Origin of the sequence: Streptomyces sp. NPDC096013 (assembly GCF_044763565.1) — a bacterium.
Classification (GTDB): domain Bacteria; phylum Actinomycetota; class Actinomycetes; order Streptomycetales; family Streptomycetaceae; genus Streptomyces.
Window position 1 is genome coordinate 72,967 of sequence record NZ_JBIWGK010000001.1, and the last position, 23,956, is coordinate 96,922.

The 23,956-nt window shown below is 73.0% G+C and carries 17 protein-coding genes; 9 read left to right on the plus strand and 8 right to left on the minus strand.

Annotation, left to right across the window (positions count from 1 at the left end; translation table 11 throughout):
• Nucleotides 1-3,039 carry a hypothetical protein gene (locus tag ACIRB1_RS00360; protein WP_403463951.1) on the plus strand — a complete coding sequence of 1,013 codons (3,039 nt, stop codon included), beginning with the start codon at nt 1-3 and terminating at the stop codon, nt 3,037-3,039.
• A gap of 21 nt (nt 3,040-3,060) precedes the next feature.
• Here ACIRB1_RS00360 and ACIRB1_RS00365 read toward each other — a convergent pair whose 3' ends face one another.
• On the minus strand, nt 3,061-4,290 hold the full coding sequence (locus tag ACIRB1_RS00365; RefSeq protein WP_352178368.1) for a SpoIIE family protein phosphatase: 1,230 nt from the start codon (nt 4,288-4,290) through the stop codon (nt 3,061-3,063).
• A 123-nt stretch (nt 4,291-4,413) separates the two neighbouring features.
• On the opposite strand from ACIRB1_RS00365, the gene ACIRB1_RS00370 reads away from it, so the two are divergent.
• On the plus strand, nt 4,414-4,980 hold the full coding sequence (locus ACIRB1_RS00370; protein WP_403463952.1) for an AAA family ATPase: 567 nt from the start codon (nt 4,414-4,416) through the stop codon (nt 4,978-4,980).
• Complete coding sequence (locus ACIRB1_RS00375; RefSeq protein ID WP_403463953.1) at nt 4,977-5,840, plus strand: fructosamine kinase family protein; 864 nt, start codon at nt 4,977-4,979, stop codon at nt 5,838-5,840. The genes ACIRB1_RS00370 and ACIRB1_RS00375 overlap by 4 nt, the downstream gene beginning before the upstream one ends.
• Before the next feature lie 121 nt (nt 5,841-5,961).
• On the opposite strand, the gene ACIRB1_RS00380 is transcribed toward ACIRB1_RS00375, so the two are convergent.
• Nucleotides 5,962-7,185 carry a PP2C family protein-serine/threonine phosphatase gene (locus ACIRB1_RS00380; RefSeq protein ID WP_403463954.1) on the minus strand — a complete coding sequence of 408 codons (1,224 nt, stop codon included), beginning with the start codon at nt 7,183-7,185 and terminating at the stop codon, nt 5,962-5,964.
• Between the two features lie 231 nt (nt 7,186-7,416).
• Here ACIRB1_RS00380 and ACIRB1_RS00385 point away from each other — a divergent pair, with 231 nt between their 5' ends.
• A complete protein-coding gene (locus ACIRB1_RS00385) occupies nt 7,417-7,770 on the plus strand; it encodes a hypothetical protein (protein ID WP_403463955.1) in 354 nt (117 codons plus the stop codon).
• 39 nt (nt 7,771-7,809) lie between these two features.
• Here ACIRB1_RS00385 and ACIRB1_RS00390 read toward each other — a convergent pair whose 3' ends face one another.
• Nucleotides 7,810-8,694 carry a LysR substrate-binding domain-containing protein gene (locus ACIRB1_RS00390; RefSeq protein WP_403463956.1) on the minus strand — a complete coding sequence of 295 codons (885 nt, stop codon included), beginning with the start codon at nt 8,692-8,694 and terminating at the stop codon, nt 7,810-7,812.
• 115 nt (nt 8,695-8,809) lie between these two features.
• On the opposite strand from ACIRB1_RS00390, the gene ACIRB1_RS00395 reads away from it, so the two are divergent.
• Nucleotides 8,810-9,703: an MBL fold metallo-hydrolase gene (locus tag ACIRB1_RS00395; RefSeq protein ID WP_352178362.1), complete on the plus strand. Its 894-nt coding sequence runs from the start codon at nt 8,810-8,812 to the stop codon at nt 9,701-9,703.
• 144 nt (nt 9,704-9,847) lie between these two features.
• On the opposite strand, the gene ACIRB1_RS00400 is transcribed toward ACIRB1_RS00395, so the two are convergent.
• Genes ACIRB1_RS00400 through ACIRB1_RS00410 form a run of 3 tightly spaced genes read right to left on the minus strand, consistent with a single transcriptional unit; the run spans nt 9,848 to nt 13,457 of the window.
• Nucleotides 9,848-11,392: a hypothetical protein gene (locus ACIRB1_RS00400; RefSeq protein ID WP_403463957.1), complete on the minus strand. Its 1,545-nt coding sequence runs from the start codon at nt 11,390-11,392 to the stop codon at nt 9,848-9,850.
• Nucleotides 11,389-12,813, minus strand: coding sequence for a hypothetical protein (locus ACIRB1_RS00405; protein ID WP_403463958.1), 1,425 nt, complete (start codon nt 12,811-12,813; stop codon nt 11,389-11,391). Before ACIRB1_RS00405 ends, ACIRB1_RS00400 begins: the two co-directional genes overlap by 4 nt.
• A complete protein-coding gene (locus ACIRB1_RS00410; protein WP_403463959.1) occupies nt 12,810-13,457 on the minus strand; it encodes a hypothetical protein in 648 nt (215 codons plus the stop codon). Before ACIRB1_RS00410 ends, ACIRB1_RS00405 begins: the two co-directional genes overlap by 4 nt.
• A gap of 585 nt (nt 13,458-14,042) precedes the next feature.
• Here ACIRB1_RS00410 and ACIRB1_RS00415 point away from each other — a divergent pair.
• Nucleotides 14,043-14,837 carry an SDR family NAD(P)-dependent oxidoreductase gene (locus tag ACIRB1_RS00415; RefSeq protein ID WP_403463961.1) on the plus strand — a complete coding sequence of 265 codons (795 nt, stop codon included), beginning with the start codon at nt 14,043-14,045 and terminating at the stop codon, nt 14,835-14,837.
• A 149-nt stretch (nt 14,838-14,986) separates the two neighbouring features.
• On the opposite strand, the gene ACIRB1_RS00420 is transcribed toward ACIRB1_RS00415, so the two are convergent.
• Nucleotides 14,987-16,168, minus strand: a complete 1,182-nt coding sequence (locus ACIRB1_RS00420; RefSeq protein WP_403463962.1) for a cytochrome P450 — start codon at nt 16,166-16,168, stop codon at nt 14,987-14,989.
• Nucleotides 16,169-16,514: 346 nt separating this feature from the next.
• Between ACIRB1_RS00420 and ACIRB1_RS00425 the strand changes: the two genes are divergently transcribed.
• From ACIRB1_RS00425 to ACIRB1_RS00435, 3 genes are all read left to right on the plus strand, one after another.
• A complete protein-coding gene (locus tag ACIRB1_RS00425; protein ID WP_403463963.1) occupies nt 16,515-16,739 on the plus strand; it encodes a hypothetical protein in 225 nt (74 codons plus the stop codon).
• A gap of 242 nt (nt 16,740-16,981) precedes the next feature.
• On the plus strand, nt 16,982-19,525 hold the full coding sequence (locus ACIRB1_RS00430; RefSeq protein WP_403463964.1) for a SpoIIE family protein phosphatase: 2,544 nt from the start codon (nt 16,982-16,984) through the stop codon (nt 19,523-19,525).
• Nucleotides 19,526-19,601: 76 nt separating this feature from the next.
• Nucleotides 19,602-22,334 carry a SpoIIE family protein phosphatase gene (locus ACIRB1_RS00435; protein WP_352178355.1) on the plus strand — a complete coding sequence of 911 codons (2,733 nt, stop codon included), beginning with the start codon at nt 19,602-19,604 and terminating at the stop codon, nt 22,332-22,334.
• 64 nt (nt 22,335-22,398) lie between these two features.
• On the opposite strand, the gene ACIRB1_RS00440 is transcribed toward ACIRB1_RS00435, so the two are convergent.
• Complete coding sequence (locus tag ACIRB1_RS00440; protein WP_352178354.1) at nt 22,399-23,886, minus strand: esterase; 1,488 nt, start codon at nt 23,884-23,886, stop codon at nt 22,399-22,401.
• Nucleotides 23,887-23,956: the final 70 nt, after the last annotated feature.

Below are 23,956 nucleotides of genomic sequence, written 5' to 3' on the forward strand. Positions count from 1 at the left end.
ATGCCGGACGAGAGAGCCCGCGCGGTGGGCGACGGAGTGGGCCGCGCGACGAGCGATGAGGCGGATCGCACCACCGACAGCGGCGTGGACCACACCACCGACACAGGCGTGGACCGCACCACCGGCAACGACGCGGACCACACCCCGGACGACGGGGTGACGCGGCTCTACGGAGAACCCTTCGACAGCGGTTTCGCCCGCGCCGAGCGACTCCAGCTGGCCGCCGACCTCACCACCGCGATAACCGTCTACGAGGAACTGCTCGCCCTGGCCGAGTCCATCGAGGACTCCCCTGACGTCCAGTTCCTCCGGGCACATCTCCTCTCGGACATCGCGAGCGTCCGCCTCACCGCGACGGACCTGGCAGGCGCGGAGGACGCCAACCAGCGTTCCCGCGCCCTGCTCGACGGCATCGCATCGGCACCGATGGGCCCGCGCGGGCGTCAGCTGTGGCTGGAGATGCTGCTGCGGACGCTGATCGCCGGGTCCGACCTCCTGCGCACGACCGGACGGCTGGACGAAGCGCTGGCCTGTCTCGACGAAGCGGCGCTCAGGCTGCCCGAGTTCGACGACCCCGACGGGCTGCGTACCTCCGAACTCGGCCTGAACCGCGTGCACTTGCTGATGGACCGGGGTGAGTGGGGAGCCGCCGAGGACCAGGCATCGGCGCTGCTGTCGACCACGCCGACGACTGCGGTGGAGACCGTCCCGCGGCTGCTGGTCGCCCTCGGGCTGATCTGCTCCTCCACCGGGCGGTTCGAAGCGGCCGAGGACTACTTCGCCCGCGCGGAGGGCCACTTCCGGGCGATCGGCGACACCGGCGGCGAGCGGACGCTGCTCGCGCACCGGGCGTACGCGGCGATGCACCGGGGCGAACTGGGTCTGGCGGAGCGGTTGTTCGCGGAGGCGTCGGCGTTCTTCGAGCGGCAGCGGTGGTTCGGTGACCTGGCGGTGTGCGAGCAGGCCCGCGCCTTTCTCGCCGGGCGGCGCGGGGACGCCCTCGGCGCGGAGGACCTGCTGGCGGCGAGCCTGGCCCGGTTCGAGCGGCTCGGTGCCTCGATCGCCGCCGCGCACACGATGCTGCTGGGCGCCCAACACGCTTACGACCGGGGCGACATCGACGAGATGAAGCGGCTGGCCCAGAGCGCCCGTGACGTGTACCAGGAGCGGGAGGTGTACGAGCGGTGCGCGCAGGTCGACCTCATGCTCGCGCGCACCCTTGAGGACAACCTCGGCCGGACCGACCACGGCGACCACGAACGGCAATCCGTCGACACCGCGCTCTCCCTCGCCCTGCCCGCCGCTCTGACCCTGGAGGCGGCGCGCTACGACTTCGCGACCGCCCACGCCCGCAGCCAGTGGCTCCAACTGGCGGACGAGGCGATGCGGTTGGTGTTCCGCCTCGCCATCCGCCGCCAGGACCAGGGTCTCCTCTTCGAACTGGCCGAACACCGCTGCGCCGGCGCCTCGTTGGCCCTGGACCGCCCCTCGCCCGCCCACCCGGCCGACGACGCGACGTCGGTCTTCCCCGGCGCGGCCATGAAGTCGTACGGACCGCCCGGGCACGCCGAGGGCACGACGACGCTCGGCGGTGTCGCGGCGGAGGCCGCCGTCTCGGCCGGGCTGCGGGTCGCGCCGCCGCCGAAGGTGCGGATGTCGGCGCAGTCGGGTCCGGGCCGGGTCGCGCTCCAGGAGTACATCGCCGCGGCCGAGTTCAGGTACCGCCGGCGGATCGTGCACGAGGAGGAGGTGCCGTTCTGGATCACCGACGACATGACGAGCCGTCCGGTGGTCCAGGTCCGGCTGGCCGACGCCGGGGATCTGTTCATGACCTGGACGTGGGCGGGCGGGGCCCGGGGTTTCGGCACCGGTCACGGTCCCGGCGCCGAAGTCGACCAGGCGGTACGGGAGTTGGCGGACGCGCTGCCGGGGGCGGACGACGGCGCCGAGGGCATGCGGCGTGCCTTCGACACGGGCGCGCTGACCGAACGCGGAAGGGAACGCCGGCTCGCGCGGGCGCTGGCCGAGGCGCTGTGGCCGGAGCAACTCACCGCGCAGCTGCGCCAGGTGGCGGAGCGCGCGGGCCGTCCTCTCGTACGCATCCAGCCCTCGCCCCGGGTCGCCCAGGTCCCCTGGGAGCTGCTCGCCGTCGACGCCGGCACCGACGTGCGGCTCATCGACCTCGCGGACGTCGTGACCACCGCACCGGCGTCCCTGCGGCCACGGACCCCGGCGACCGGCCGGCCGCGGGGTGCGGGCGCGGGCCCGGTCGTCCTCGTCCTCGACCCCCGCGTCCCAGGCTTCCGCGCCGACTCCGCTCTCGGCTCGGTCCTGGGGCCTCCCGGCTCGGACCCGGAGCTGTCGGCGCTGGTCCGGACCCGCCTCGACGCGGGTCCCGTCGTACCGTCCGTGGCCGCCCCGGCCGAGGCCTTCCGCCGCACCGATCTGGACCGGGAGTGGCTGAGCGACGTGCTGCGCGAGGGCGCGCGCAGGCTGCTGTACGTCGGCCATGTGAGCGGTGCGCCGGTCGAGGGCGGTCAGAGCGAGGACGGCACCCTGCACCTGTGCTGCGCCGCGGGCGCCACCGGCCTCGCCGAACCTGTCCGTACCCACCGTCCGCTCTCCGCCAAGGACCTCTTGCTGGGCTCGCTGCCGCTGCGCGCGGACGGTGAGCCCGGTGCGCGGATCTGGCCGGCACCGCCCCGGGTCGCCCTCATCGGCTGTGAGAGCGGCGGCGATCTGCGGTTCGCCGAGTCGTTCGGCCTGGCGACGGCGATGCTGCACAACGGCGCCGAACTGGTCACCGCCACCCGCTGGGTCCTGCCGACCAGCTTCGCCTTCCACCGGCTGGCCCAACTACCCGAGTCCGTACGCCCGTTGACGGAGGCGATCGTCGCCGTCGACACCGCGCACGAGCACGAGGACCCGGTACTGAGCCTCGGCGGCTGGCAGCGCGAGCAGCTGGACCGCTGGCGCGCGGAGGGCCGTATCGAGCACGCGCCGCTGCTGTGGGCGGCGATGACCTCCATCGTCGTCTGACCCGCCCCCGCGCACCGCGGGTCAGAGCCGGACGATGATCAGGACCGTGTCGTCGGTGGCGCCCCCGTGCGGGAGGAGTTCGAGGAGTACGGCGTCGGCGAGGGCTTCGGGGTCGGTGCCGAGGTGGCGGAGGAGGGAGTCGGCGAGGCGGTTGAGGCCGGTGTCGATGTCCTCGCGGCGGCGTTCGACGAGGCCGTCGGTGTAGAGGACGAGGGTGGAGCCGCGGGAGAACGTGGTGGTGGCCTGGGGTCGGCGTATCGGGTCGGGGCGGGCGTCGAGGGGCGGGTCGGTGGCCCGGTCGAGGAATTCGACGCGGCCGTCGGGATGGACCAGGACGGGTGGTGGGTGTCCGGCGCTGCTGTAGGTGATGGTGAGGCGGTCGAAGTCGACGAACGTGGTGACGGCCGTGGCGGACTCGGCGCCGTCGACCACGTGGGCGTAGCGGCCCAGGACGTCGAGGGCCTCGGCGGGGCCGGCCGCGACGCGTGAGGCGGCGGTCAGCGCGCTGCGCAGCTGGCCCATGACGCCGGCGGCGGCCAGGCCGTGTCCGACGACGTCGCCGACGGAGACGCCGATGCGGTTGCCGCCGACCAGGTCGACGACGTCGTACCAGTCGCCGCAGACGTTCAGGGAGCCGACCGCGGGCCGGTAGCGGACGGCGATCTGGTGGTGGGCGCGCTGGCGGCGGGTGGGGAGCATCGCGTCCTGGAGGGCGAGGGCGACCTCGCGTTCGCGGGCGTGGGCGCTGCGCAGCCGTTCGTTGACGTCCTGGAGTTCGCGGGCGCGGGTGTACAGGTCGGCCTCCAGGACACGGGTGCGGCCGCTGCCGGAGTCGGCGCGGGCCCGGATCAGTTCGGTGACGTCCTCGACCCGGTGGACGAGGAGGACGACCTTGCCGTCCTGACCGAGCACGGGGGCGTTGACCGGGCTCCAGTAGCGCTGCTCCCAGTGTCCGGGGCGGGCCGTCGACTCGACGTCGTAGCGCTGCAGGGCCATGGCGTCGCGTTCGCCGGTGGACAGGACGCGGCGCAGTGAGGTCTCCAGGTTGCGCATGCCGGTGGCGGCCGGGTCGTTCGGGTTGTCGGGGAAGACGTCGAAGAGGAAGCGGCCGACGACCTGCTCGCGGGTGCGGCCGGACATGCGGAGGAATTCCTCGTTGGCGTCCGCGTACACCAGGTCGGGGGTCAGCAGGGCCACCATGCCGGGCAGCCCTTGGAACACCGCCGCGTAGTCGATCTCCGCGTCCGCCATGGCCCTGCCACCAATCGCCGCTATCACACCATTTTCCTACGATATAGGCAGAATGGATGCGCCCCAGGGGGCACTTTGCGATCACCCGGTCACTCAGTGCCACACGGTGGATAGGCTGCCCTGGTGACCACGCCTTCCTCTCCCACCCGGCTGATCGTCCTGCGCGGCAACAGCGCCTCCGGCAAGAGTGCGGTCGCCACCGGTCTGCGCGAGCGGTACGGCCGGGGGATCGCCCTGGTCCGCCAGGACGTCCTGCGGCGCGAGGTGCTGCGCGAGCGCGACCTCCCCGGCGGCGCGAACATCGGCCTGATCGACCTGACCGTCCGGCACGCCCTCGCGCACGGCTTCCACACCGTGCTGGAAGGCATCCTCCAGTCCCCTCACTACGGCGAGATGCTGGCCGGGCTCCTCGCCGACCACCCCGGCCGCACGCACTGCTACTACCTCGACGTGCCGTTCGAGGAGACCCTGGCCCGGCACGCCACGAAGCCCATCGCCGACGAGGTCACCGAGGAGCAACTCCGGCGGTGGTACATGCCGTTGGACCTGCTGCCCGGCGGTGTGGAGTCGATGGTCCCGGCGACGAGTCCGCTGGAGGCGACGGTCGACCGGGTGCTGCACGAGTCCGGTCTCTGTGCCTCACCGTGCGCTCACGTGCGCCCGCTCTCCGCCCGTACGCCGGCGCCGTGATCGACGGCGAGAGTGCGGGTGGCGCGGCTGCCCGGCTCACCGGGGGCGTGGTGACCGGTGAGCGCCCGTTGTCCGGGACGGTAGCCGAAGTCACCCTGGAAGATGGGCAGTTGGTGGTGGTCAAGGGCGACGATGCCCCGGGCGCGGTGGCTGCCGAGGCGGCGGGGCTGCGGTGGCTGGCTCAGGCCGGTGCGGTGCGTGTCCCCGCGGTGCGCGGGGTGGACGAACGCTGGCTGGTCACCGACCTCGTCCGCACCGGGCCGGCGAGTGCGCGGGCCGCCGTCCGGTTCGGCCGCGACCTGGCCGCGCTGCACGCCTCGGGCGCACCCGCGTTCGGGGCACCCCCGCCCGGCGGTCCCGCGGACGCGTACATCGGGCTCGCGCCGATGCGCAACGTACCCGCCGACGACTGGCCCAACTGGTACGCCGGGCAACGGGTGTTGCCCTATCTGCGGCGCGCGGTCGACGCGGGCACGCTGCGGCCCGCCGAGGCGTCCGTGGTGGAGGCGGTCTGCGAACGGCTGCCCCAACTCGCCGGTCCCGCCGAGCCACCCGCGCGACTGCACGGTGACCTCTGGAACGGCAACGTGCTCTGGGGCGCCGACGGCCACGTCCGGCTGATCGACCCGGCCGCCCACGGCGGCCACCGGGAGACCGACCTCGCGATGCTGCACCTCTTCGGCTGCCCCCATCTGTCCGACATCCTGGCCGGCTACCAGGAGGCGGCACCACTCGCCCCCGGCTGGACCGACCGCATCGGGCTGCACCAGCTGTTTCCCCTGCTGGTGCATGTGGTGCTGTTCGGACGGGGATACGCCGAGCGGGCGGTGGCCGCGGCGCGGGAGGCGCTTTCGGGGTGACGCCGCCCGCGACCGCGAACGTCGGACAGGGGTGCCGACGTAGTGGTCGAAAGCAGTGGTCGAACGACCGGTACTCCTGCGTCAGCGGACGACCGGTTCGATGCGCACCGGGCCCGAGTCGCTAAGCCGGGTTCCTCGGTCGGAGGCGGGCGGCGATCGCGGCCACGTCGTCCTCCGCCTCCTGGACGTGGAGGCGCAGCACGATGTCGTCGAGGAGGCGGGAGACCCCCTGGCCGGGGTGGAGGCGGAGCCGGGCCAGCCGGGCCAGGGAGACGTCGATGTCCTCGTCGCGGCGCTCGACCAGGCCGTCGGTGAACATGACGAGGGTGTCCTCGGGGGTGAGGGTGAGCGTGGTCATCTCGAAGTCGGCGAGGCCCGTGCCGAGGGGCGGCCCGACGGGGACGGGGATGAGTTCACCGGCGCCGTCGCGGTGGAAGACGGCGGGCGGGAGATGGCCGACGCTCGCGAAGGCCGCCGTGCCGCGCTCGGGGTCGAGGAGGGCGAGGAGGCAGGTCGCGGGGCGGCGGTTGTGCTCCTCGGACATGGCGGTGTCCATCTGGCGCAGGATGCGGTGGGGCGGCAGGTCCGTGGAGGCGACGTAGCGCAGCATCGAGCGGTACGCGTTCATGTCGACGGCCGCGTCCAGACCGTGGCCCATGACGTCCCCGATGACGAGGAGAGTGCGGCCGTAGTGCAGTCGTACGGCCTCGAACCAGTCGCCGCCGACGAGGGTGCCGGTGCCCGCGGGGAGGTAGCGGGTGGCCATGTCGACGTTGGGGTGGGGGCGGCTGGGTTCGGTGAGCAGGACCTGCTGGAGGTTGAGGGCGGTGGTGCGCAGGCGGTGGTGTTCGACGGCGTGGTGCAGATGGGCGGCGGTGAGGCGGGCCGCGTAGTGCACGGCGGCGGCCTCGGCGTCGGTGAAGGTGCGGCCGGCCCGGATCGCGAGGAGGGCGCCGTAGACCTTGCCCCAGGCGGTCAGCGGTACGGAGAGGGCGGCGATGACGCCGTGGTCGTTCGTGGTGAACGACGTGGTGATGGGATGGCCCGCGTCCAGGGCGCGGACCATGACGTCCTCGCGGGGCGCGGTGCGGAGGCTGTCCAGCAGTTCCTTGTGACCCTCGGCCGCCATCGGGTGGAGCATGCCGTGCGGGGCCGGGCGTGCCTCGTCCTGCGCGAACAGGTCCACGGCCGCGGCGTCGCACAGCCCGTCGACCAGGAACCGCGCGCACTCCGCCGCGGTCCTGCGTTCGTCGAGCGTCGATCCGATGGCCGAGACGGCCCGCTCCGCCAGCACGAACCGATCCGCCGAACCCACCTCTGTCCCGTCAACCCCGTCGTCGTCCACACCCGTCCCTTTCTGCCGCCCCCATCCCAACACCCGCGCGGGCGTTCGGGCGGTAGCGACCCGTGGTGCGGTGGGATCGGTTGGGGCGAGGGCCGGCCCCCAGGGGTGCGAAACTCCGTGGCCTGGTGGCTGGTGTCGCCGATATGGTCCGGTCCGATCCCTTGATCCGATCCCCTGCCCCCTCCGCAGAGAACGGCAGGGAACGGCAGAGAACGGCAGAGAGCGAATCCGATGATGAACCGGCGCCCCACGACCACCCTCTGGCGCCCGACCGGCCCCAAGGAGCTGGACCTGGTCCGTGCTCTGGACTGGCGTGCCTGGCCGCCCCGGCTGCCGGAGCAGCCGATCTTCTACCCGGTCCTGAACGAGGACTACGCGATCAGGATCGCGCGGGACTGGAACGTCAGGCACGACGGCGCCGGTTTCGTGACGCGCTTCGACGTGGACGCGGAGTTCGTGGTCCGCTACCCCGTCCAGCAGGCGGGCGGCCGGACGATCCTGGAGCTGTGGGTCCCGGCCGAGGAGCTGGACGAGTTCAACGCGCACATCGTCGGGGAGATCCGGGTGGTGCACGAGTTCCGGTGAACCCGGGGGTGTCTGTCGTCCTCCGGCGTCGTCCGGTCCTCAGCCCACGCGGTCCGGCGCGGTGTCGCGATGCACGCTCTCGGCGATCCGGACGAACGACCGGATCAGCGGGCCGGTGTCGGTGGCGCGCCACGCGATGACGAACCGGCTCGGCGCCATGTCGGTCAGCGGTACCACCGTCAGCCCCTCCGGCAGGTCGTGCCCGAGCGGCATCAGCCCGACGGTTCCGTTCCAGAGCACCGACTGGAGGCACTCGTGAGCCGTCCGTACGACGGGCCCGTCGCGGCGTCGGCCGCCGTCCGCCGAGCCCGTCCAGTAGGCGTGCCAGACCGGGTCCGTGCCGTCCGGGAAGCGGAACCAGCGGCGCCCGGCGAGGTCGGCCAGCAGCAGGCTGTCCCGCTGCGCGAGGGGGTCGTCCGCACGGAGGACCACACCGACGCGTTCCGAGCGCAGGGTGCGGGTGGCGATGCCGGTGTCGTCGAAGGGTGCCCTGGTCAGCGCCACGTCCACGAGGCCGGCCCGTAGTCCGGCGGTCGGATCGGTCAGGTCCGACTCACGGATCAGGATGCGTGCGGCGGGATGGTGTTCGCGGTACGCGGCGGCCAGCCGGGTCCCGAACCGCTCCGCGCTGTCGGCGAGGGTGCCCACGGTCAGCGTGACCGGTCCGGCCAGTTCGGCCACCCGCTCCCGCATCCGGTCGGCCCGCGCCAGCAGCGCGCACGCCTCCTCGTGCAGCAGGTCTCCGGCCGGGGTCAGCGCGACCCCCGTCGGTGAACGGAGCAGCAGGACGCAGCCGAGGTCGGCCTCCAGCTGTCTGATCGCCCGGCTCAGCGGCGGCTGGGTCATCCGCAGCCGTGCGGCGGCCCGGCCGAAGTGGAGTTCCTCGGCGACCGCCACGAAGTAGCGCAGCGTGCGTAGCTCCATGACCGGCGATGATACCGAGCCGGTATCGGCCGTACAGGATCGGTCTTGGACACCTTCGGGGGTCCGGCGGTGGAGTGGTGGGCGGACGAGACCGCCCTACCGCTGAGGAGTCACCATGGCCGACCCCGTGTCGCACGACCCCGTCGTGCACATCACCGACGTCCGGGAACTGGACCGCGACGTGGTGGTCGTACCCGACGGGCGGGTGCAGTTGGTGCCGAACATCGGGGTCATCGGCGGCCGGGACGCGGTGCTCGTCGTGGAGACGGGGCTGGGGCCGCGGAACGCCGAGAAGGTGCTGGAGTTCGCGGCCGAGTACGCCAAGGGCCGCAGGATCTATCTCACGACGACCCACTTCCACCCTGAACACGCCTTCGGGGCGCAGACGTTCACGGGCGAGGCGACGTTCCTCGTGAACCGCGCGCAGGCCGAGGACCTGAAGGTGAAGGGCGCGGGCTACCTCGACATGTTCCGGGGGCTCGGCGCACCGGTCGCCCGGCAGCTCGAAGGGGTCGTCCTGCCGGAACCCGACCTCGTCTACGATGACGCCTACGACCTCGAACTCGGCGGCCGGGTCGTGCAGTTGAGGGCCACCGGCCGGGCGCACAGCAAAGGCGACCAGGTGGTACGGGTGCCGGACGCGGGCGTGCTGTTCACCGGGGATCTGGTGGAGGCGGGACAGTTCGCGATCTTCCCGTGGTTCCCGCCGTACGACACCGATGTCTCCGGTACGCGCTGGATCGCGGTGATGGAGCGGCTCGCGGGTGAGGGGGCGCGGGTCGTCGTACCGGGCCACGGTGGCGTCGGCGGGCCGGAGTTGCTCGCGGACGTCCGTGACTATCTGCGGCTGCTGCGGGACGAGACCTGGGTGCGGCGCGACTCCGCGATGAGTGAGGCGACGATCGTCGAGGAGGTCAGGGCGCTGATGGTCGAGCGGCATCCGGAGTGGGCCGAACGGGACTGGATCGACAAGGGCGTCGGCTGCCTGTGTGCCGAACACCCGGCGTGAGACTGAGAAGGGGAGACGTCCCACGTCAACCGCATCCTCGCCAGCATCGGCGCGTGGGACCGGGCCCGGCGGTGAACGTCGCATACGACGCCGGGCTGGCACGGCGGCCTGAGGCGACCGTCGGTTGCTCTCAGGCCGGTGCGGTCATGAAGTCGTCGATGAGCGCGGGGCCGTGCAACTCCCCGTCGGCGGCCGGCCTGTCGGCCAGGACAGGGTGACGAAGCGGTCCGTGTGGGTGGTGGGGTCGAGGCGTACGACGGCCACCGCCTTGTCGTAGGGGTTGCCCTGGTTGTCGAGGCAGATCCAGCCGCTGGCGCCCTCGACGCGTCCGGTGCCGTGCAGTTGCAGCCAGGCGTCGCGGACCGCGTCGGTGGAGGGGACGGCGTGGCCCCCGACGGCCTCGTCGCGGATGCCCTGGATGGCGGTCGAGGCCGAGTCGTAGGTGATGATGGCGCGGGAGTCGGCCAGGTCCACCGGGCCCACGGAGCCGGTGAGTTGATGGTGCGTCAGCTGTTCCAGCGCCCTGAATGCCTCGGGTGAGCCGCCCGTCGCCGGGGTGTGCGGGCCGGTCCAGGCGTCCGGGTGCGAGGAGGCGGTGAACTCCAGCGTGACACCCTGGCGCAGGGTGTCCCACTCCAACTGGCCGTCCAGCGGCAGGGCGTTGGCGGCCGGGCCCGTGATGACGGTGTAGGAGCGGGCGTGACAGCCGCGGTGGCCGAGTTCGTTGAGGAACTGGCGCAGTTGGACCGGCCGGCCCGCGAAGTAGATCTCCTTGGCCGGGGATTCGCAGATGTTGGCGACGATCTGCCGGAAGTCGTTCGAGGTCGTGCCCGACACGTTGATGTCCTGCGGGGACCGGTACTGCTCGGGGGCCAGTGGCGCTCCCGTGGTCCGGGCCTCGAACACCTTCCGGAGGCTGGTGATGTAGTTGTCGTCGTCCCGTGCGTCCTCCACCAGGACCGTCTGCCGCGCCGCGACACCCCGGTCGGCGTGGGCGAGGGCGGAGGCCTGGTCGGTGTTGCTGGGGTTGACCCGCACCAACCCCTCGTAGGCGTGCGGGTGTTGCGGTGTGTTGGCGATGTCGTCGGCGGAGAGTGCGCCGCCGACGACGGGGATCTTCCGGTCGTTCGTCAGATAGTCGATGGTCCGCTCGGTGGTGGGGATGCTGATGTCGAAGCCGAAGACGGCGCGCAGCCGGTGGGTGGGCGAGGCCGCCATGTCCGCGAGCCGGCCGGCCACGCGGCGCCAATGGAGGCCCCCCACACCGGGGTTGGCCAGCACCAGGCGGATCGCGGGTGCCCGCTGGTTGTTCTGGTGGTTGGCGCGGTACTGGGCGAAGTAGGCGCCCTGCACCTCCCACAGGATGTGCTTGCGGTCGACCGCGCTCGTCGGTCCCGCGACGTCCATCGGGACCATCAGCGCGATGGTGGCGTACGGGTCACCGGACCTGGCCACCCTGTCGTTCTCGGCCTTGACGCGGGCGGACACCTGGTCCAGGGCGGGGTCGAAGCTCACGCTGCCGTCGGTGACGCCGACGCACTCATGCCCGGGCGACTCCTCGTGCACCCCGGCGCCGCAGGAGTCGTCGTAGTAGGCGCGGCAGCCGTAGAAGGAGCCCAGGGACACGACGAGGAGGAACGCCACGAACAGGGCCCGGCAGGTCAGGCGGCCCGGCCTGCGGAACGTCATCGTCCGGTTCCTTCCGGCACGGTCAGGTGCGGGGCCTGGACGCCCTCGCGCAGTCGCGCGGACCAGTGCCGGAGGGCCTGCCGGAAGGTGTCGCTGGGCTCGTGCTCGTACAACGTGCGCAACGCGGACTCCACTTGGTCGATACGGTCGGGGCAGGGGGCGTTCAGCGGGTCCGACTGCTCCCACAGGGCCTCCACCAGCCGCGCCACGGCCCGGTGAACGACCTCGCTGCGGGTGGCCGAAGCGTCCTGACGGCAGCCACCGCAAGGCTCGTCGACGGGTACGGCCTCGAACCCCGCCGGCGGATGCGGGGCGGCACAGACGATGTTCACGGCCGCCAGCCACGCGGCCGGTGTGCTGCGGGCGAGGGCGTCGTGCAGGGAGCGGACGACCTCGTCGGTGCGCCCCAGGGCGAGGGTGTGGTGCAGATACGCGGCCGGGACCGGCCCCGCCCCGCCGTCCGGTGCGTAGCCGCTCCGCAGGTGCAGATGGATCCCGCGCCAGCCCTCCGGTGCGGTCATTGTCCGCAGGCGGTGGAGGAGCAGCAGTCGCAGGGCGGGGTCGGCGACGAAGGGCACGGAGCCGTCGGTGCCAGGCCACGACACGGGTGCCCCGCAGACGCCCTCCAGCAGTTCGAGCGCCTCCCGCACCCGCCCCTCCAGGGTGTCCCCGGGGTACAGCCCGCTCCACAGCCGACGCGCGGCGGCGGCGTCCAGCGCCGAGGCCAGCAACGCCAGTCGCGAACGCTGAGCGGGCTCGGGCAACAGGGCGGCCAGCAGCCTGTCCGCCGTGGAGCCGCCCCCGTCGTCCGCCACGACGGCGTCGAGCAGCGAGGCCGCCGGGTGCGCGTCGGGCGCGCGGTCGGGGGCCAGGGCGTCCGCTGCCCCGGCGAGGGTGCGGGCACTGCCCGCCCGGCCGCCGGCGAACCGGTCGATCAGCAGCGGCAGATACGGCGGCCGGTCCGCGGTACCGAGGACCCGGTCGATGTCACCGCGCTCCAGCGTGGGCAGGCCCAACCGCAGTACGCCGTCGGCCAGTTGCCCGAGGGCGGCGGACGGGTCGCCGACCTGGCGCAGGGCGCGATGGGCGCTGGCGTCACCGAGCCGGGCGGCCACCACGACCGGGCCCATCGCGTCCCTGTCGGTGCCCTCGCGCCGCAGCGGTCCGAGGAGGCGGGCGCCGAGCGGTGCGTGGGTGTTGTCGAGGAGGATCAGGGGCGGGGGCACCTCGTTCCCGCGGCGCAGGGGGCCGTAGTGGTGGGTGATGTCCGCGAGGAAGGCGCCGATGAGGCTCGCCTCCAGGGGAAGCCGGTCGCCGCCCGGGCGACGGAAGTCCCGTACGAATCCGAAGAGTTTCTGTACGGCGTCGCCCTGCTCGTGCCTCAGGTGGTCGTCCCACCAGCGCAGTGCGCCGCGGTTCACCGCGACGCCGACAGGAGGGGCACGGAGGTCCTGAGCGCGGCCCGGCCCGCGCCCTCCAGGGGGCCGAGACCGGACGCGCCGGCGGGAAGGTTCCGTTCGAGGGCCTGGATCCACTCGGCGAGCCGTACCCGGCGCTCCCCCTGGCCGTCGCCGTTCCGGCCGATGACCTCGCGGAGGCGCTGCTCGGCGCGGCGCAAATCCTGCGGCGACACCGTGTCGGCGGCGGTGGACGTCTCGTCGGCGCGCCAGGCCGTCACCGCCAGCAGGCCAAGGGACAGCCGGGGAAAACGCAGGGGCTGCATGGTCCTGCGGACGCGCAGGCCGAGTTTGTACGACAGCAGGTAGAGCAGGTCGGTGAGGTGCGAGCCGTCCGGGCGGGCATCCGGCAGACCGGCGAGGAACGGGTCCCCGAATCCCGGCGCCGCGAGGTCCGCGCGCACCAGCGGAACGAGGGGGGCGTAGGCGGCGGACAGGGCCGCGAGCGCGCTGGTCCTGCCGCTGCACCGGCCGCCGACGAGTTCGATGACGGCGACGGCGCCGGGGGTTGCCACCCGGGGATGTCGGCCGCCGTTTTGGTCAAAGCCGACGAGGCCGGGCACCAACCCGTCGAACAACGGGTCCATCCCGTAGAGCCGTTCACGCACTGTTCCTTCGCCCCCTCGCGCCGGTGCCGTGCGGCCTCGGCGCCGAAGGACTGAAGGTAGGGGCAGAGCGGGGGAAAAATCCGTGTCATCCCCGATGTGACGGCTTCTGCGCTTCTTCCGCAGATGAAGCGGCGAATGACGGCGGTTTCCTGATCGTTCCCGACACCCGGCACGCTGCCGCCGTGTACATGCCCATGCCCGCCACGGGATCCGGAACAGGCGATCCAGGGCGGGCTGTGGTCATGGCTGCGCGTGCTGCGCGAAAGGTACGGGTCAGCCGCGGCGCAGCATCATGACGACGGCGACTATGACGATGATCAGGACGACGGTACCGAGACCGATGTACACGGCTATCTCTTTTCCTTCGGGAAGCGGCGCCCATCGGTGCCGCAGAGTCCGAGTGCCCCCGACTTCGCGTTTCAGCCCGCCCCGACGCCAGGATTGGAAAAAGACCCGGGAATCCGTCCTGACCCGGGTACCCGTCCGAACCGGCCGGGGTGGCGGGCCGATGGCACCGGCGCCAGGCTGGCAGGGGACGTACCGGCAGGCAGGGCAGGCAGACGGCGACAAGGGACTGGTTCCACGATGCAGATCGATCTGACGGGACGCACCGCCCTGGTGACGGGCTCGACGCAGGGCATCGGCGCGGCCGTCGCCGCCGGACTCGCCCGTTCCGGTGCCCGGGTGGGTGTGAACGGCCGGGACGAGCGGCGGGTCGCGGAGGCCGTGGAGCGGCTGAAGGCGGAGGTGCCGGGTGCGGACTTCGTCCCGGTGGCCGCCGACGTGACGGACGAGGAGGGCGCGCGGCGCGCCCTGGAGGCGCTGCCGCGGGTGGACATCCTCGTCAACAATCTGGGCATCTTCGGCTCGGCCGACCCCTTGGAGATCAGCGACGAGGAGTGGCGGCGCTACTTCGAGGTGAACGTGCTGGCCGCGATCCGGCTGACCCGGACGTACCTGCCGGGCATGACCGGGCGCGGCTGGGGCCGCGTCCAGTACATCGCCAGCGACTCGGCGGTGGTCATCCCGGCCGAGATGATCCACTACGGCATGTCCAAGACCGCGCTCCTCGCCGTCGGCCGCGGCTTCGCGAAGCAGGCTGCGGGCACCGGCGTGACGGTCAACTCGGTGATCGCCGGTCCCACCCACACCGGGGGCGTCGAGGACTTCGTCTACGAACTCGTCGACCGCGACCTGCCCTGGGACGAGGCCCAGCGCGAGTTCATGCGCGAGCACCGGCCGCAGTCGCTGCTGCAACGGCTGATCGAGCCCGAGGAGATCGCGCACATGGTCGTCTACCTCAGCTCCGACCAGGCCTCGGCCACGACGGGCGGCGCCCTGCGCGTCGACGGGGGTTACATCGACTCGATCCTGCCCTGACAAGGCGCGGGGCTGGGCGCCAACACCCGGCGAGCGAGGGGCAGTTCACCGGGCACCGCCCCAGGACACGTCTCCCCTGCTTCTCCGGCGGCTTCCCCTGCCCCGCCCAGGGCCTGGCAAGGGCCACCGGTGCACCTCCCGCCGCCGCGTCAGGCCGTGGCGTCCCACAGGACGTGCAGGGTCGGCGGCTTGCGGAACACCAGGCCGTGCGGGGCGGTCGGGTGGTCCGGGTCGAGGCGCAGGGCCGGGAGGCGGTCGAGGAGGTGCCGGAGGGCGATGCGGGTCTCCAGCCGGGCCAGGTGGGCGGCGAGGCAGTAGTGCGGGCCGTGGGCGAAGGCGAGTTGGAGGCGGGCGTTCTCGCGGCGGACGTCGAAGCGGTCGGGGTCGGGGAAGACGGCCGGGTCGCGGTTGGCGCCGGTGAGGGAGACGGTGACCAGGTCGCCCGCGCGGATCGTGGCGTCACCGAGGACGGTGTCGCGGGTGGCGTAGCGGTCCACGACGGCGGCACCGGGTTCGAGGCGCAGCGACTCCTCGATCGCGCCGTCCAGCAGGTTCATGTCGGCCTGGACGAGGGCGAGTTGGTCGGGGTGACGGAGGAGGTGCAGCAGCGCGTTGGTGATCATCGCCTCGGTGGTCTCGATGCCGCCGAACATCAACACGGCGGCGTTGGAGGCCACTTCGGGCACGGTGAGCTGTCCGGCGGCGGAGACGAGGAGTGAGGCCGCGGTCCGGTCGGCGACGGTGGCTTCGACGGAGGCGCGGAGTTCGGCGTAGGCCCGGGTGCCGGCGGCTCCTGCCTCGTGTCCCGCGGTGATGTCCGAGACCGACCGTACGATCGCGTCGTACCAGGTGAGGACCGTGTCCGGGGTGGTGCCGGTGAGGCCGAGCGCCTCGGTGACGACGGCGACCGCGAGCGGGCCCGCGAAGGCGCGGCGCAGTTCGCCGGTGCCGGCCGGGTGCAGCGCGGTGACGAGGCGGTCGGTCTCGCGCTCGATGAACGAGGCGAAGCCGTCGTGCACTTCGCGCGGGCGGAAGGGGGCGGTGAAGGGTTCGCGGTGGCGGGCGTGCTGTTCTCCGTCGAGGGAGAGCATGCTCGGGCCGACGACCTGGGCGGTGGAGAAGCGCGGGTCGTCCACGGTGTAGGTGGCCGCGTCCCGCATCACCCCCAGCGCGAGGTCGCGCCGGGTGACCAGCCAGCCGTTCAACTCGGGCAGCCAGGACACGGGTTCACTCTCCCGGAGCCGCGCCAGCCGCGCGTGCGGGTCCCGGGCGAGTTCGGCGAGCGTCGTCCCCGCGCCGAGCGGGAAGGAGGCGGCGGCGACGGTACTCATCGCGCTCCATGTCGGGGCAGGGGGAACTTGGCCATGAGCGAGGCTAACAATCGCGGTGGGGGCGGGGTGAGCGGGGTCGGGGCCGGGGCCGGGCTGACGCCGATCTCCGGCGGTCCGGTGCCGGCCGGGCCGGCGCCGAGGGCGCCGATCCGCGGGGTGTGGCCGGTGCTCCGGTGGGCGCGCGGTCAGGATCGGTGAGGGCAACAGATCGAATTCGCCCCGCGAGGGGCGTAGTTTGCGCCATCCTGAACGGCACGGGGCGGGGACCGACCATTGACGCGGGTCGGACTCAACTCCCCTGTTCCGCCTGCCCACTCCACGCGTCGTTCCGAAAGGGCACCGTCCCATGGCCACACCCCAGTCCGCCGGGAGGCCGCTCGCCGTGCACGAGCGCACCGGCCGGACGACGCACGACCGCCGTACGGCGACCGGCGGGTCCGGCGTCGTAGGACCGCGGACGACCGGCCACGGGCACACCGACCGCGCGGGGGCCGACGGCCTCCCCGGCAGGACCGCTGTCGGCGGACCCGGTCACCGCTCCGGCACCGGTCCGCACGCCTTCGTCGCCTGACCCGCGAGAAGCCCCCGGCACCCGCGCCGAGGGACCTTCGTCGTGAGCCGGCGACACCGCACCGCATCCAGCACCCCGACATCGACCCTTGAGTCACTCTTGATCACTTCATCAGACGCCGGGGGCCCGGCGATACCCGCGCCTCACCAGTCCGTCGCGTCCGCCCAGGTGACCCCGGCCACGTCCTGGCGCATTCTTGCTGTGTCACCCACCCGGTGCCACAGGGACGAGGTAGGGCCCCAATGACTGGGAGTGCCGAGCGCGAGAAGGGGACGCCCGGACGGCTCTCCGAGCTGCTCATCGACGCCTCGACGGAGGCGATCGACGCGGCCGGCGGCCACTCGGGAGGCGTCTACCTGCGGTCGAGCACGCCCGGACTGCTGCGCCTCGCCGTGCTGGCGGGGCTGCCGGGGCCGCTGTTCCGCCCCTGGGGCCGACTGCACGCCGACAGCAAGTTCCCCGTCGCCGACGCCTACCGCCTCGGCGTCCACGTGGTCCTGCCGAACGCCACGGAGTGCATGCGCCGCTACCCCCAGTTCGCCGCGAGCCTGCCCTTCCAGTTCGGGTCCCTGTACGTCCCGGTCATCAGCGGCTCCACGACCTACGGCGTGCTGACCGTGCTGCGCCCCTCCGCCCCGGACGCCACCGAGGTGCTGTCCGGCCTGGACCGGATGACCCGGCTGGCCGAGGAGCTGGGCGCGGCGCTGCGGGAGCTGGAGGACGAGCACAAGGACGAGGACGGGCCGTGCGTCGCCTGGGACGGCGAGGCCGTGTGCGTCCAGGCGACGGCCACCTACCGCCCCGAGGGCCGGATGGCGCGGTTCGTCTGGGACCCGGTGACGGCGGCCGTGACCGGGGACGGTGCCCTGCACGCGCTGCTGGGCGTGGAGCCCGCGACGGCGCTGGACAGCGCGCAGGCGATCGCGGACGTCGTGGCACCGGGCGACACCTACCAGGTCATGGCCGCGCTGCGGGCCACGGCCGCCGGAAAGCCGCCGCCGCTGCCCCTGCGGGTGCGGGCGGCGGACGGCTCGGTCCGGCTGCTGGACCTGTGGACACCCGCCACCGGCCCGGTGCCGCCCGGCGGCGGCCCTCCGGTCAGCGGCGTCGTCCTCGACCCGGGTGCCTCGTCGACGTACGACAGCGCGGCCGACCTGCTCCCGGACGGGGTGTTCCGCCTCGACCGGATGGGCCTGGTCACCTACGCCAATCCGCGCGCCGCCCAGCTGCTGGGCCGGGACCGGCGGGAGCTGCTGGGCCGCCCCCTGTGGGAGGGCGTGCCCTGGCTGAACCAGATCGGCTGCGAGGACCAGCTGCGCGGCGCCCTGCTGTCGCTGGAGCCGGTGCACTTCCACGTCCGGCGCCCCGACGACCCGGAGCAGCAGAAGGAACCGTACGAGGGCGACTGGCTGGCGATGGCCGTCCACCCGGGCCGGGACGGGCTGACCTGCACCGTCGCCCCGTCGAACCGCGTGACGGGGCCGCCGCTGCCACTGACGCCCGCGCACACCGACGGGAACGGCGAGACGGCGGCAGGAGTCACTTCGCTGGCCCCGCTGTACCGGCCGATCGTGCTCGCCATCGCGCTCACCGAGGCGGTCACCGCCCGACAGGTGTCGGCGGTCGTGATGAAGGAGCTGCTGCCCGCGTTCGGCGGCCGTCGCCTCGCGATCTACCTGCTCCAGGAGCGGCACCTGTACCTGGCCTGGGAGAACGGCTTCCCGCAGGGTTTCCTCACCCCCTTCGACGGCGTCGGCCTCGACACGAGACTCCCCGGCGTCGAGACCCTCACCAGCGGACGCCCGCTCTTCTTCGACTCCATGCAGCAGCTCGCGGAGGCCTACCCGGGCATCCCCCTGGACGCCGAGGAGGGCGCCCGCGCGTTCCTGCCGCTGATCGCGTCCGGCCGTCCGGTCGGCTCCTGCATCCTCGGCTTCGACCGCTCCCGCAGCTTCAGCACCGAGGAACGCGCGGTGCTCACCGCACTCGCCGGCCTGATCGCCCACGCGATGGAGAAGGCCCAGCGCTACGACTCGGAGGCCGCCCTCGCCCGCGGCCTCCAGCAGGCCCTCCTCCCCCGCCGGCTCTCCGCGCACCCGCAGGTGGAGACCGCGGGGCGCTATCTGCCGGGTACCCAGGGCATGGAGGTGGGCGGCGACTGGTACGACGTCGTCGAGGCGGGCGACGGTCTCGCCCTGGTCATCGGCGACGTCCAGGGACACGGCGTGCAGGCCGCCGCCACGATGGGCCAACTCCGCAGTGCGGTCCGGGCGTTCGCGCTCGGGGACCGCCCGCCGGACGAGGTGATGAGCGGCACGAACCATCTCCTGATCGACCTCGATCCGGGCCAGTTCGCGAGCTGCTGCTATCTCCGGCTGGACCCGGCGAGCGGGCTGGTCCGGGTCGCCCGGGCCGGGCATCCGCCGCCGCTGATCCGTACCCCGGACGGCCGCACCCGGGTCTGGGACATCCCCGGAGGCGTGGTCCTCGGGGTGGACCCGCACGCCCAGTACCCGGTCGCGGAGTTGCGGCTGGAGCCGGACACCATCCTCGCGCTCTACACCGACGGTCTCGTCGAGCGCCCCGGTGTCGACATCGACGACGGCATCGCCGCCCTGCGGGTCGCCCTCGCAAAAGCCGCCGGGCCCGCCGCACGGACCGGCGGACGGTCCCTGGCCGGTGTCGCCGACCGGCTCACCACGGCGGCCCGGCACGCGGCCGACCGCCCCGACGACATCGCGCTGCTGCTCGCCGCCCGGCGCGCCAAGCCCGGACGGCACCCGTGACCCGCGGCGGGCCACGGCCTGTCACCGCCTGTGACGCCCCTCGCCTCCTGAGGTCGGGCAGTGTAGACATGGGCACATGGTCCGCCTGACGGTTCGGCCAAGGGCCCGGCCGACCCCCCGCCCCGACGGTCTGCGCGCACAGCGCCCCTACGACCGTGCCCGCGGGGCGCGCCGACACCGGCGCGCCCCGCTGAGCGGGAGGCTGGGCAGCCGCAGCGTCGCCGGGCAGGTGTTCATGCTCCAGGTGGTGATCGTGCTGCTGCTGGTCGTGTCGGCCGTGGTGGCGCAGGTCCTCCAGGTGCGGCGCGACAGCACGCAGGAAGCCCGCAACCGGTCGGTGGCCGTGGCCGAGACCTTCGCCAACGCGCCGGGCACGGTCGCCGCCCTGCGCAGCCCTCACCCGACGGCGATTCTCCAGCCGCGCGCCGAGGCCGCCCGCAAGGCGTCCAAGGTGGACTTCATCGTGGTGCTGAACACCGACGGCATCCGCTACACCCATCCCAAGCCGGACCGCATCGGCAAGAAGTTCGTCGGGGACATCGCCCCCGCGCTGGCCGGGCACGTCGTCACCGAGGAACTCACCGGCACCATCGGACCGCTGGTGCAGGCCGTCGTTCCCGTCCGGGACCCCGCCGGCACGGTCGTGGGCCTGGTGTCGGCAGGGGTGACGAAGGCGAACGTCGGGGGCGCCGCCGACCAGCAGCTGCCGCTCCTGCTGACCGCGGCGGCAGCGGCACTGCTCCTCGCCACCGGCGGCACGGCCCTGGTCAGCAGACGCCTGCAACACCAGACGCACGGCCTGGGCCCGCACGAGATGACCCGGATGTACGAGCACCACGACGCGGTGCTGCACGCCGTGCGGGAGGGCGTGATCATCGTCGGCGGCGAGGGCCGGCTGCTGCTCGCCAACGACGAGGCGCGTCAGCTCCTCGACCTGCCCGAGAACGCCGAGGGACTGCTGATCGCCGACCTCGGACTCGACGCCGACATGACCGCGCTGCTGGCCTCCGCGCGGGTCGCGACGGACGAGGTGCACCGGGTCGGCGACCGGCTGCTCGCCGTCAACCAGCGCCCCACCGACCTCCAGGGCGGCCCGGCCGGCAGCGTCACCACCCTCCGCGACTCCACCGAACTGCGCGCCCTCTCCGGCCGCGCCGAGATCGCCCGCGAACGCCTCAACATGCTCTACGACGCCGGAGTGGGCATCGGCACCAGCCTGGACGTCACCCGCACCGCCGAGGAACTCGCCGAACTGGCCGTCCCCCGCTTCGCGGACTTCGTCACGGTCGACCTCTACGAGGCGGTCCTGAGCGGCGAGGAACCGCAGCCCGGCACCGAGTTGCGCCGCACGGCCTCCAGCGGGGTCCGGGACGACGTCCCGCTCTACCCCGTCGGCAAGCAGATCCAGTTCGTCGCCTCCTCCCCGCAGGCCCGCAGCCTCGACACCGGCGAGGCCGTCGTCGAACCCCGGCTCAGCGACGCCCCCGGCTGGCTCACCCAGGACCCCGAACGCACCGCGCAGGTCGTCGAGTACGGCATCCACTCGCTGATCACCGTGCCGCTGCGGGCCGGTGCCCTCATCCTCGGCGTGGTCAACTTCTGGCGCGCCGACAAGCCGGAGCCCTTCGACAGCGAAGAACTCGCCCTCGCCGAGGAGCTGGTCGCCCGCGCGGCCGTCTCCATCGACAACTCCCGCCGCTACACCCGCGAACACGGCATGGCGGTCACCCTCCAGCGCAGCCTGCTCCCCCGCCGTCTGCCCGAACAGACCGCGCTGGACGTCGCCTACCGCTATCTGCCGGCGAAGGCCGGGGTCGGCGGCGACTGGTTCGACGTCCTGCCCCTGTCCGGTGCCCGGGTCGCGCTGGTCGTCGGCGATGTGGTGGGCCACGGTCTGCACGCCGCGGCCACCATGGGGCGGCTGCGCACGGCGGTGCACAACTTCTCCGCGCTCGACCTTCCCTCGGACGAACTCCTGGGCCTGCTGGACGAATTGGTCGGCCGGATCGACCAGGACGAGACGACCGAGGACACTGTCGCCCCGGTCACCGGCGCGACCTGCCTGTACGCGATCTACGACCCGGTGACCCTGCGCTGCACCGTCGCCCGCGCCGGCCATCCGCCGCCCGCGCTCATCCGGCCGGACGGCACCGTCGAGTTCCCCGACGTCCCGGCAGGACCCCCGCTCGGCCTGGGCGGACTCCCTTTCGAGACGGCCGAGTTGGAGCTGGCCGAGGGCACCCGGCTGGTCCTGTACACGGACGGCCTGGTCGAGGACCGCGAGCGGGACATCGACGTCGGCCTGGAGATGCTGCGCACCGCGCTCACCCACTCCGGCGACTCCCCCGAGGACACCTGCCGGGCCGTCCTGGACTCGGAGTTGTCGGTACGGCCCAGCGACGACATCGCCCTGATCGTCGCCCGCACCCGCGCACTCGGAGCCGACCGCATCGCCGAATGGCGCGTCCCGTCCGACCCGGCGGCCGTCTCCGACATGCGCTCCTCGGTCACCCGTCAGCTCACCCACTGGGGCCTGGACGAGCTGACGTTCACCACCGAACTCATCCTCAGCGAACTGGTCACCAACGCCATCCGCTACGGCAACGACCCCGTCCGCGTACGCCTGTTGCGCGACCGCACCCTGATCTGCGAGGTCTACGACGGCAGTACGACCTCGCCGCATCTGCGGTACGCGGCGATGACGGACGAGGGCGGCCGGGGCCTGTTCCTGGTCGCCCAGCTGTCCGAGCGCTGGGGCACCCGGTACACCCCCGCGGGAAAGGTCATCTGGGCCGAACAGGCGCTGTGAGCAGCCCTGTTCACGGGAAACGCCCGCACCGGCCACCGAGCCGGTACGGGCGCCGCCCTACCCCCTACTCGTCGATCGCCGCCCCGAAGCGCGCGCCCTTCGGCGCGCCGCCGAGGTCCGCCGCGCCGTACAGCGAGGAGCCGTCGGCGAGCAGTCCGCCCGGACCGGCGGGGAGCAACCACACATAGCCGTCACCGGAGTTCTCGCCCGCCGCGGAGGCGACCAGTTCGGAGCGGCCGTCCGCGTCCGTGTCGGCCAGCCGGACCTGGGAGCCCCAGGCGTCGTCGGCCTCGGCGGTGCCGGGGATGCCGGCGGTGTTCTGGTCGAAGGACTGGGCGCCGGTCGCGGTCACGCCGTCCCGCGAACCGCGCAACAGCCATACGGCGCCCGCGTCCCGGACGGTGCCGATGTCCTCGCCGGGCGCGCCGACGGCGATGTCCGCGTAGCCGTCGCCGTTGACGTCACCGACGGAGAGGTCGTTGCCCCAGGCGTCGCCGTGCTCCCCCGCGCCGGGCACGCCCGGGGAGTTCTGCGACCACCAGTCCGCGGGGCCGGTGGTGCCCGCCGAACTGCCGTAGTACACGGCGATCTTGCCGCCGTCGTCCCCCTCGGCCTGGTCGTCGGCGCTGCTGAGCTGGCCGACGACGAGGTCGTCGTAGCCGTCGCCGTTGATGTCGCCGGACGCGGTGCCGAGGCCGCCGTTCAGATCCTGACGGTACGTCAACTTCGTGTCGCCGCCCGCGTAGAGGGCCGACCAGCCCCGCTCGTAGCCGTCGTCGGGGCTGTAGCCCGAGATGACCAGGTCGGCGAAGCCGTTGCGGTCGTAGTCGCCGGTGGTGAGGTAGGCGGGCTGGATGCGGTGGCCGCCCGGCTGGGTGGTCGTGTTCAGGGTGCCCATCAGATGCAGGATGTCGGTGTGGAAGGCGAACAGCTGGGCGCCGTCGTTGTCGAGGACGGCCATCTCGTCGGCGTCGGTGGCGCCGGTGAAGCGGGCCGCCGCCAGGGCCTGTCCGAAGCGGGCGTCCGCGGTGGGCTTGGTGGAGGCGAAGGAGGTGTTCGCCTCGGCGCCCAGGCCGGCCTTAGAGCCGAAGAGGACGGTGACGCGCCCGGCGTTCTCGGCGCTGCCCTCGTCCTTGCCCGGGGCGCCGATGAGGGCGTCGTCGTAGCCGTCGCCGTTGACGTCACCGGTGGCGATGGCCTGGCCGAAGGAGTCGTAGGCCACCGAGGCGCCGGGGACGCCGGGGGTGGACTGGCTGATGACGGCGGTGTGGCCCTTGGGGACCGTGGTGTTGGTGGCGATGCCGTTCGGGGCGCCGTACTGGACGGTGACGTAGCCGGCGCCCTGCTTGCCGTCGACGGTGCCGTCCGGGGCGCCGATGAGGACGTCGTCGTAGCCGTCGCCGTTGAAGTCGCTGTTGCGGTCGACGGCGCTGGTTCCGCCGGGGACGCCCGCGTAGCTGGCCGGTGCGGCGACGATGCCGGCGCCGGCCAGGAGCAGGAAGGTCGCGGACGCGACGGCGGCGGAGACCTTCTTGCGTGAGCCGTTCTTCATGGTGTGTTCCCCCGTGTTTCATAAGTGGTGCGGTCAGGGGGTTCGACACGAGACACGGCGCGGGAGTTGT

Excerpts from the sequence above, each read along its gene's own strand:
- ACIRB1_RS00360 (WP_403463951.1), top strand. The coding sequence starts at position 1 with ATGCCGGACGAGAGAGCCCGCGCGGTGGGCGACGGAGTGGGCCGCGCG.
- ACIRB1_RS00365 (WP_352178368.1), bottom strand. The coding sequence starts at position 4,290 with ATGGCGGACGCGGAGATCGACTACGCGGCGGTGTTCCAAGGGCTGCCC.
- ACIRB1_RS00385 (WP_403463955.1), top strand. The coding sequence starts at position 7,417 with ATGATGAACCGGCGCCCCACGACCACCCTCTGGCGCCCGACCGGCCCC.
- ACIRB1_RS00390 (WP_403463956.1), bottom strand. The coding sequence starts at position 8,694 with ATGGAGCTACGCACGCTGCGCTACTTCGTGGCGGTCGCCGAGGAACTC.
- ACIRB1_RS00395 (WP_352178362.1), top strand. The coding sequence starts at position 8,810 with ATGGCCGACCCCGTGTCGCACGACCCCGTCGTGCACATCACCGACGTC.
- ACIRB1_RS00400 (WP_403463957.1), bottom strand. The coding sequence starts at position 11,392 with ATGACGTTCCGCAGGCCGGGCCGCCTGACCTGCCGGGCCCTGTTCGTG.
- ACIRB1_RS00415 (WP_403463961.1), top strand. The coding sequence starts at position 14,043 with ATGCAGATCGATCTGACGGGACGCACCGCCCTGGTGACGGGCTCGACG.
- ACIRB1_RS00420 (WP_403463962.1), bottom strand. The coding sequence starts at position 16,168 with ATGAGTACCGTCGCCGCCGCCTCCTTCCCGCTCGGCGCGGGGACGACG.
- ACIRB1_RS00425 (WP_403463963.1), top strand. The coding sequence starts at position 16,515 with ATGGCCACACCCCAGTCCGCCGGGAGGCCGCTCGCCGTGCACGAGCGC.
- ACIRB1_RS00430 (WP_403463964.1), top strand. The coding sequence starts at position 16,982 with ATGACTGGGAGTGCCGAGCGCGAGAAGGGGACGCCCGGACGGCTCTCC.
- ACIRB1_RS00435 (WP_352178355.1), top strand. The coding sequence starts at position 19,602 with ATGGTCCGCCTGACGGTTCGGCCAAGGGCCCGGCCGACCCCCCGCCCC.
- ACIRB1_RS00440 (WP_352178354.1), bottom strand. The coding sequence starts at position 23,886 with ATGAAGAACGGCTCACGCAAGAAGGTCTCCGCCGCCGTCGCGTCCGCG.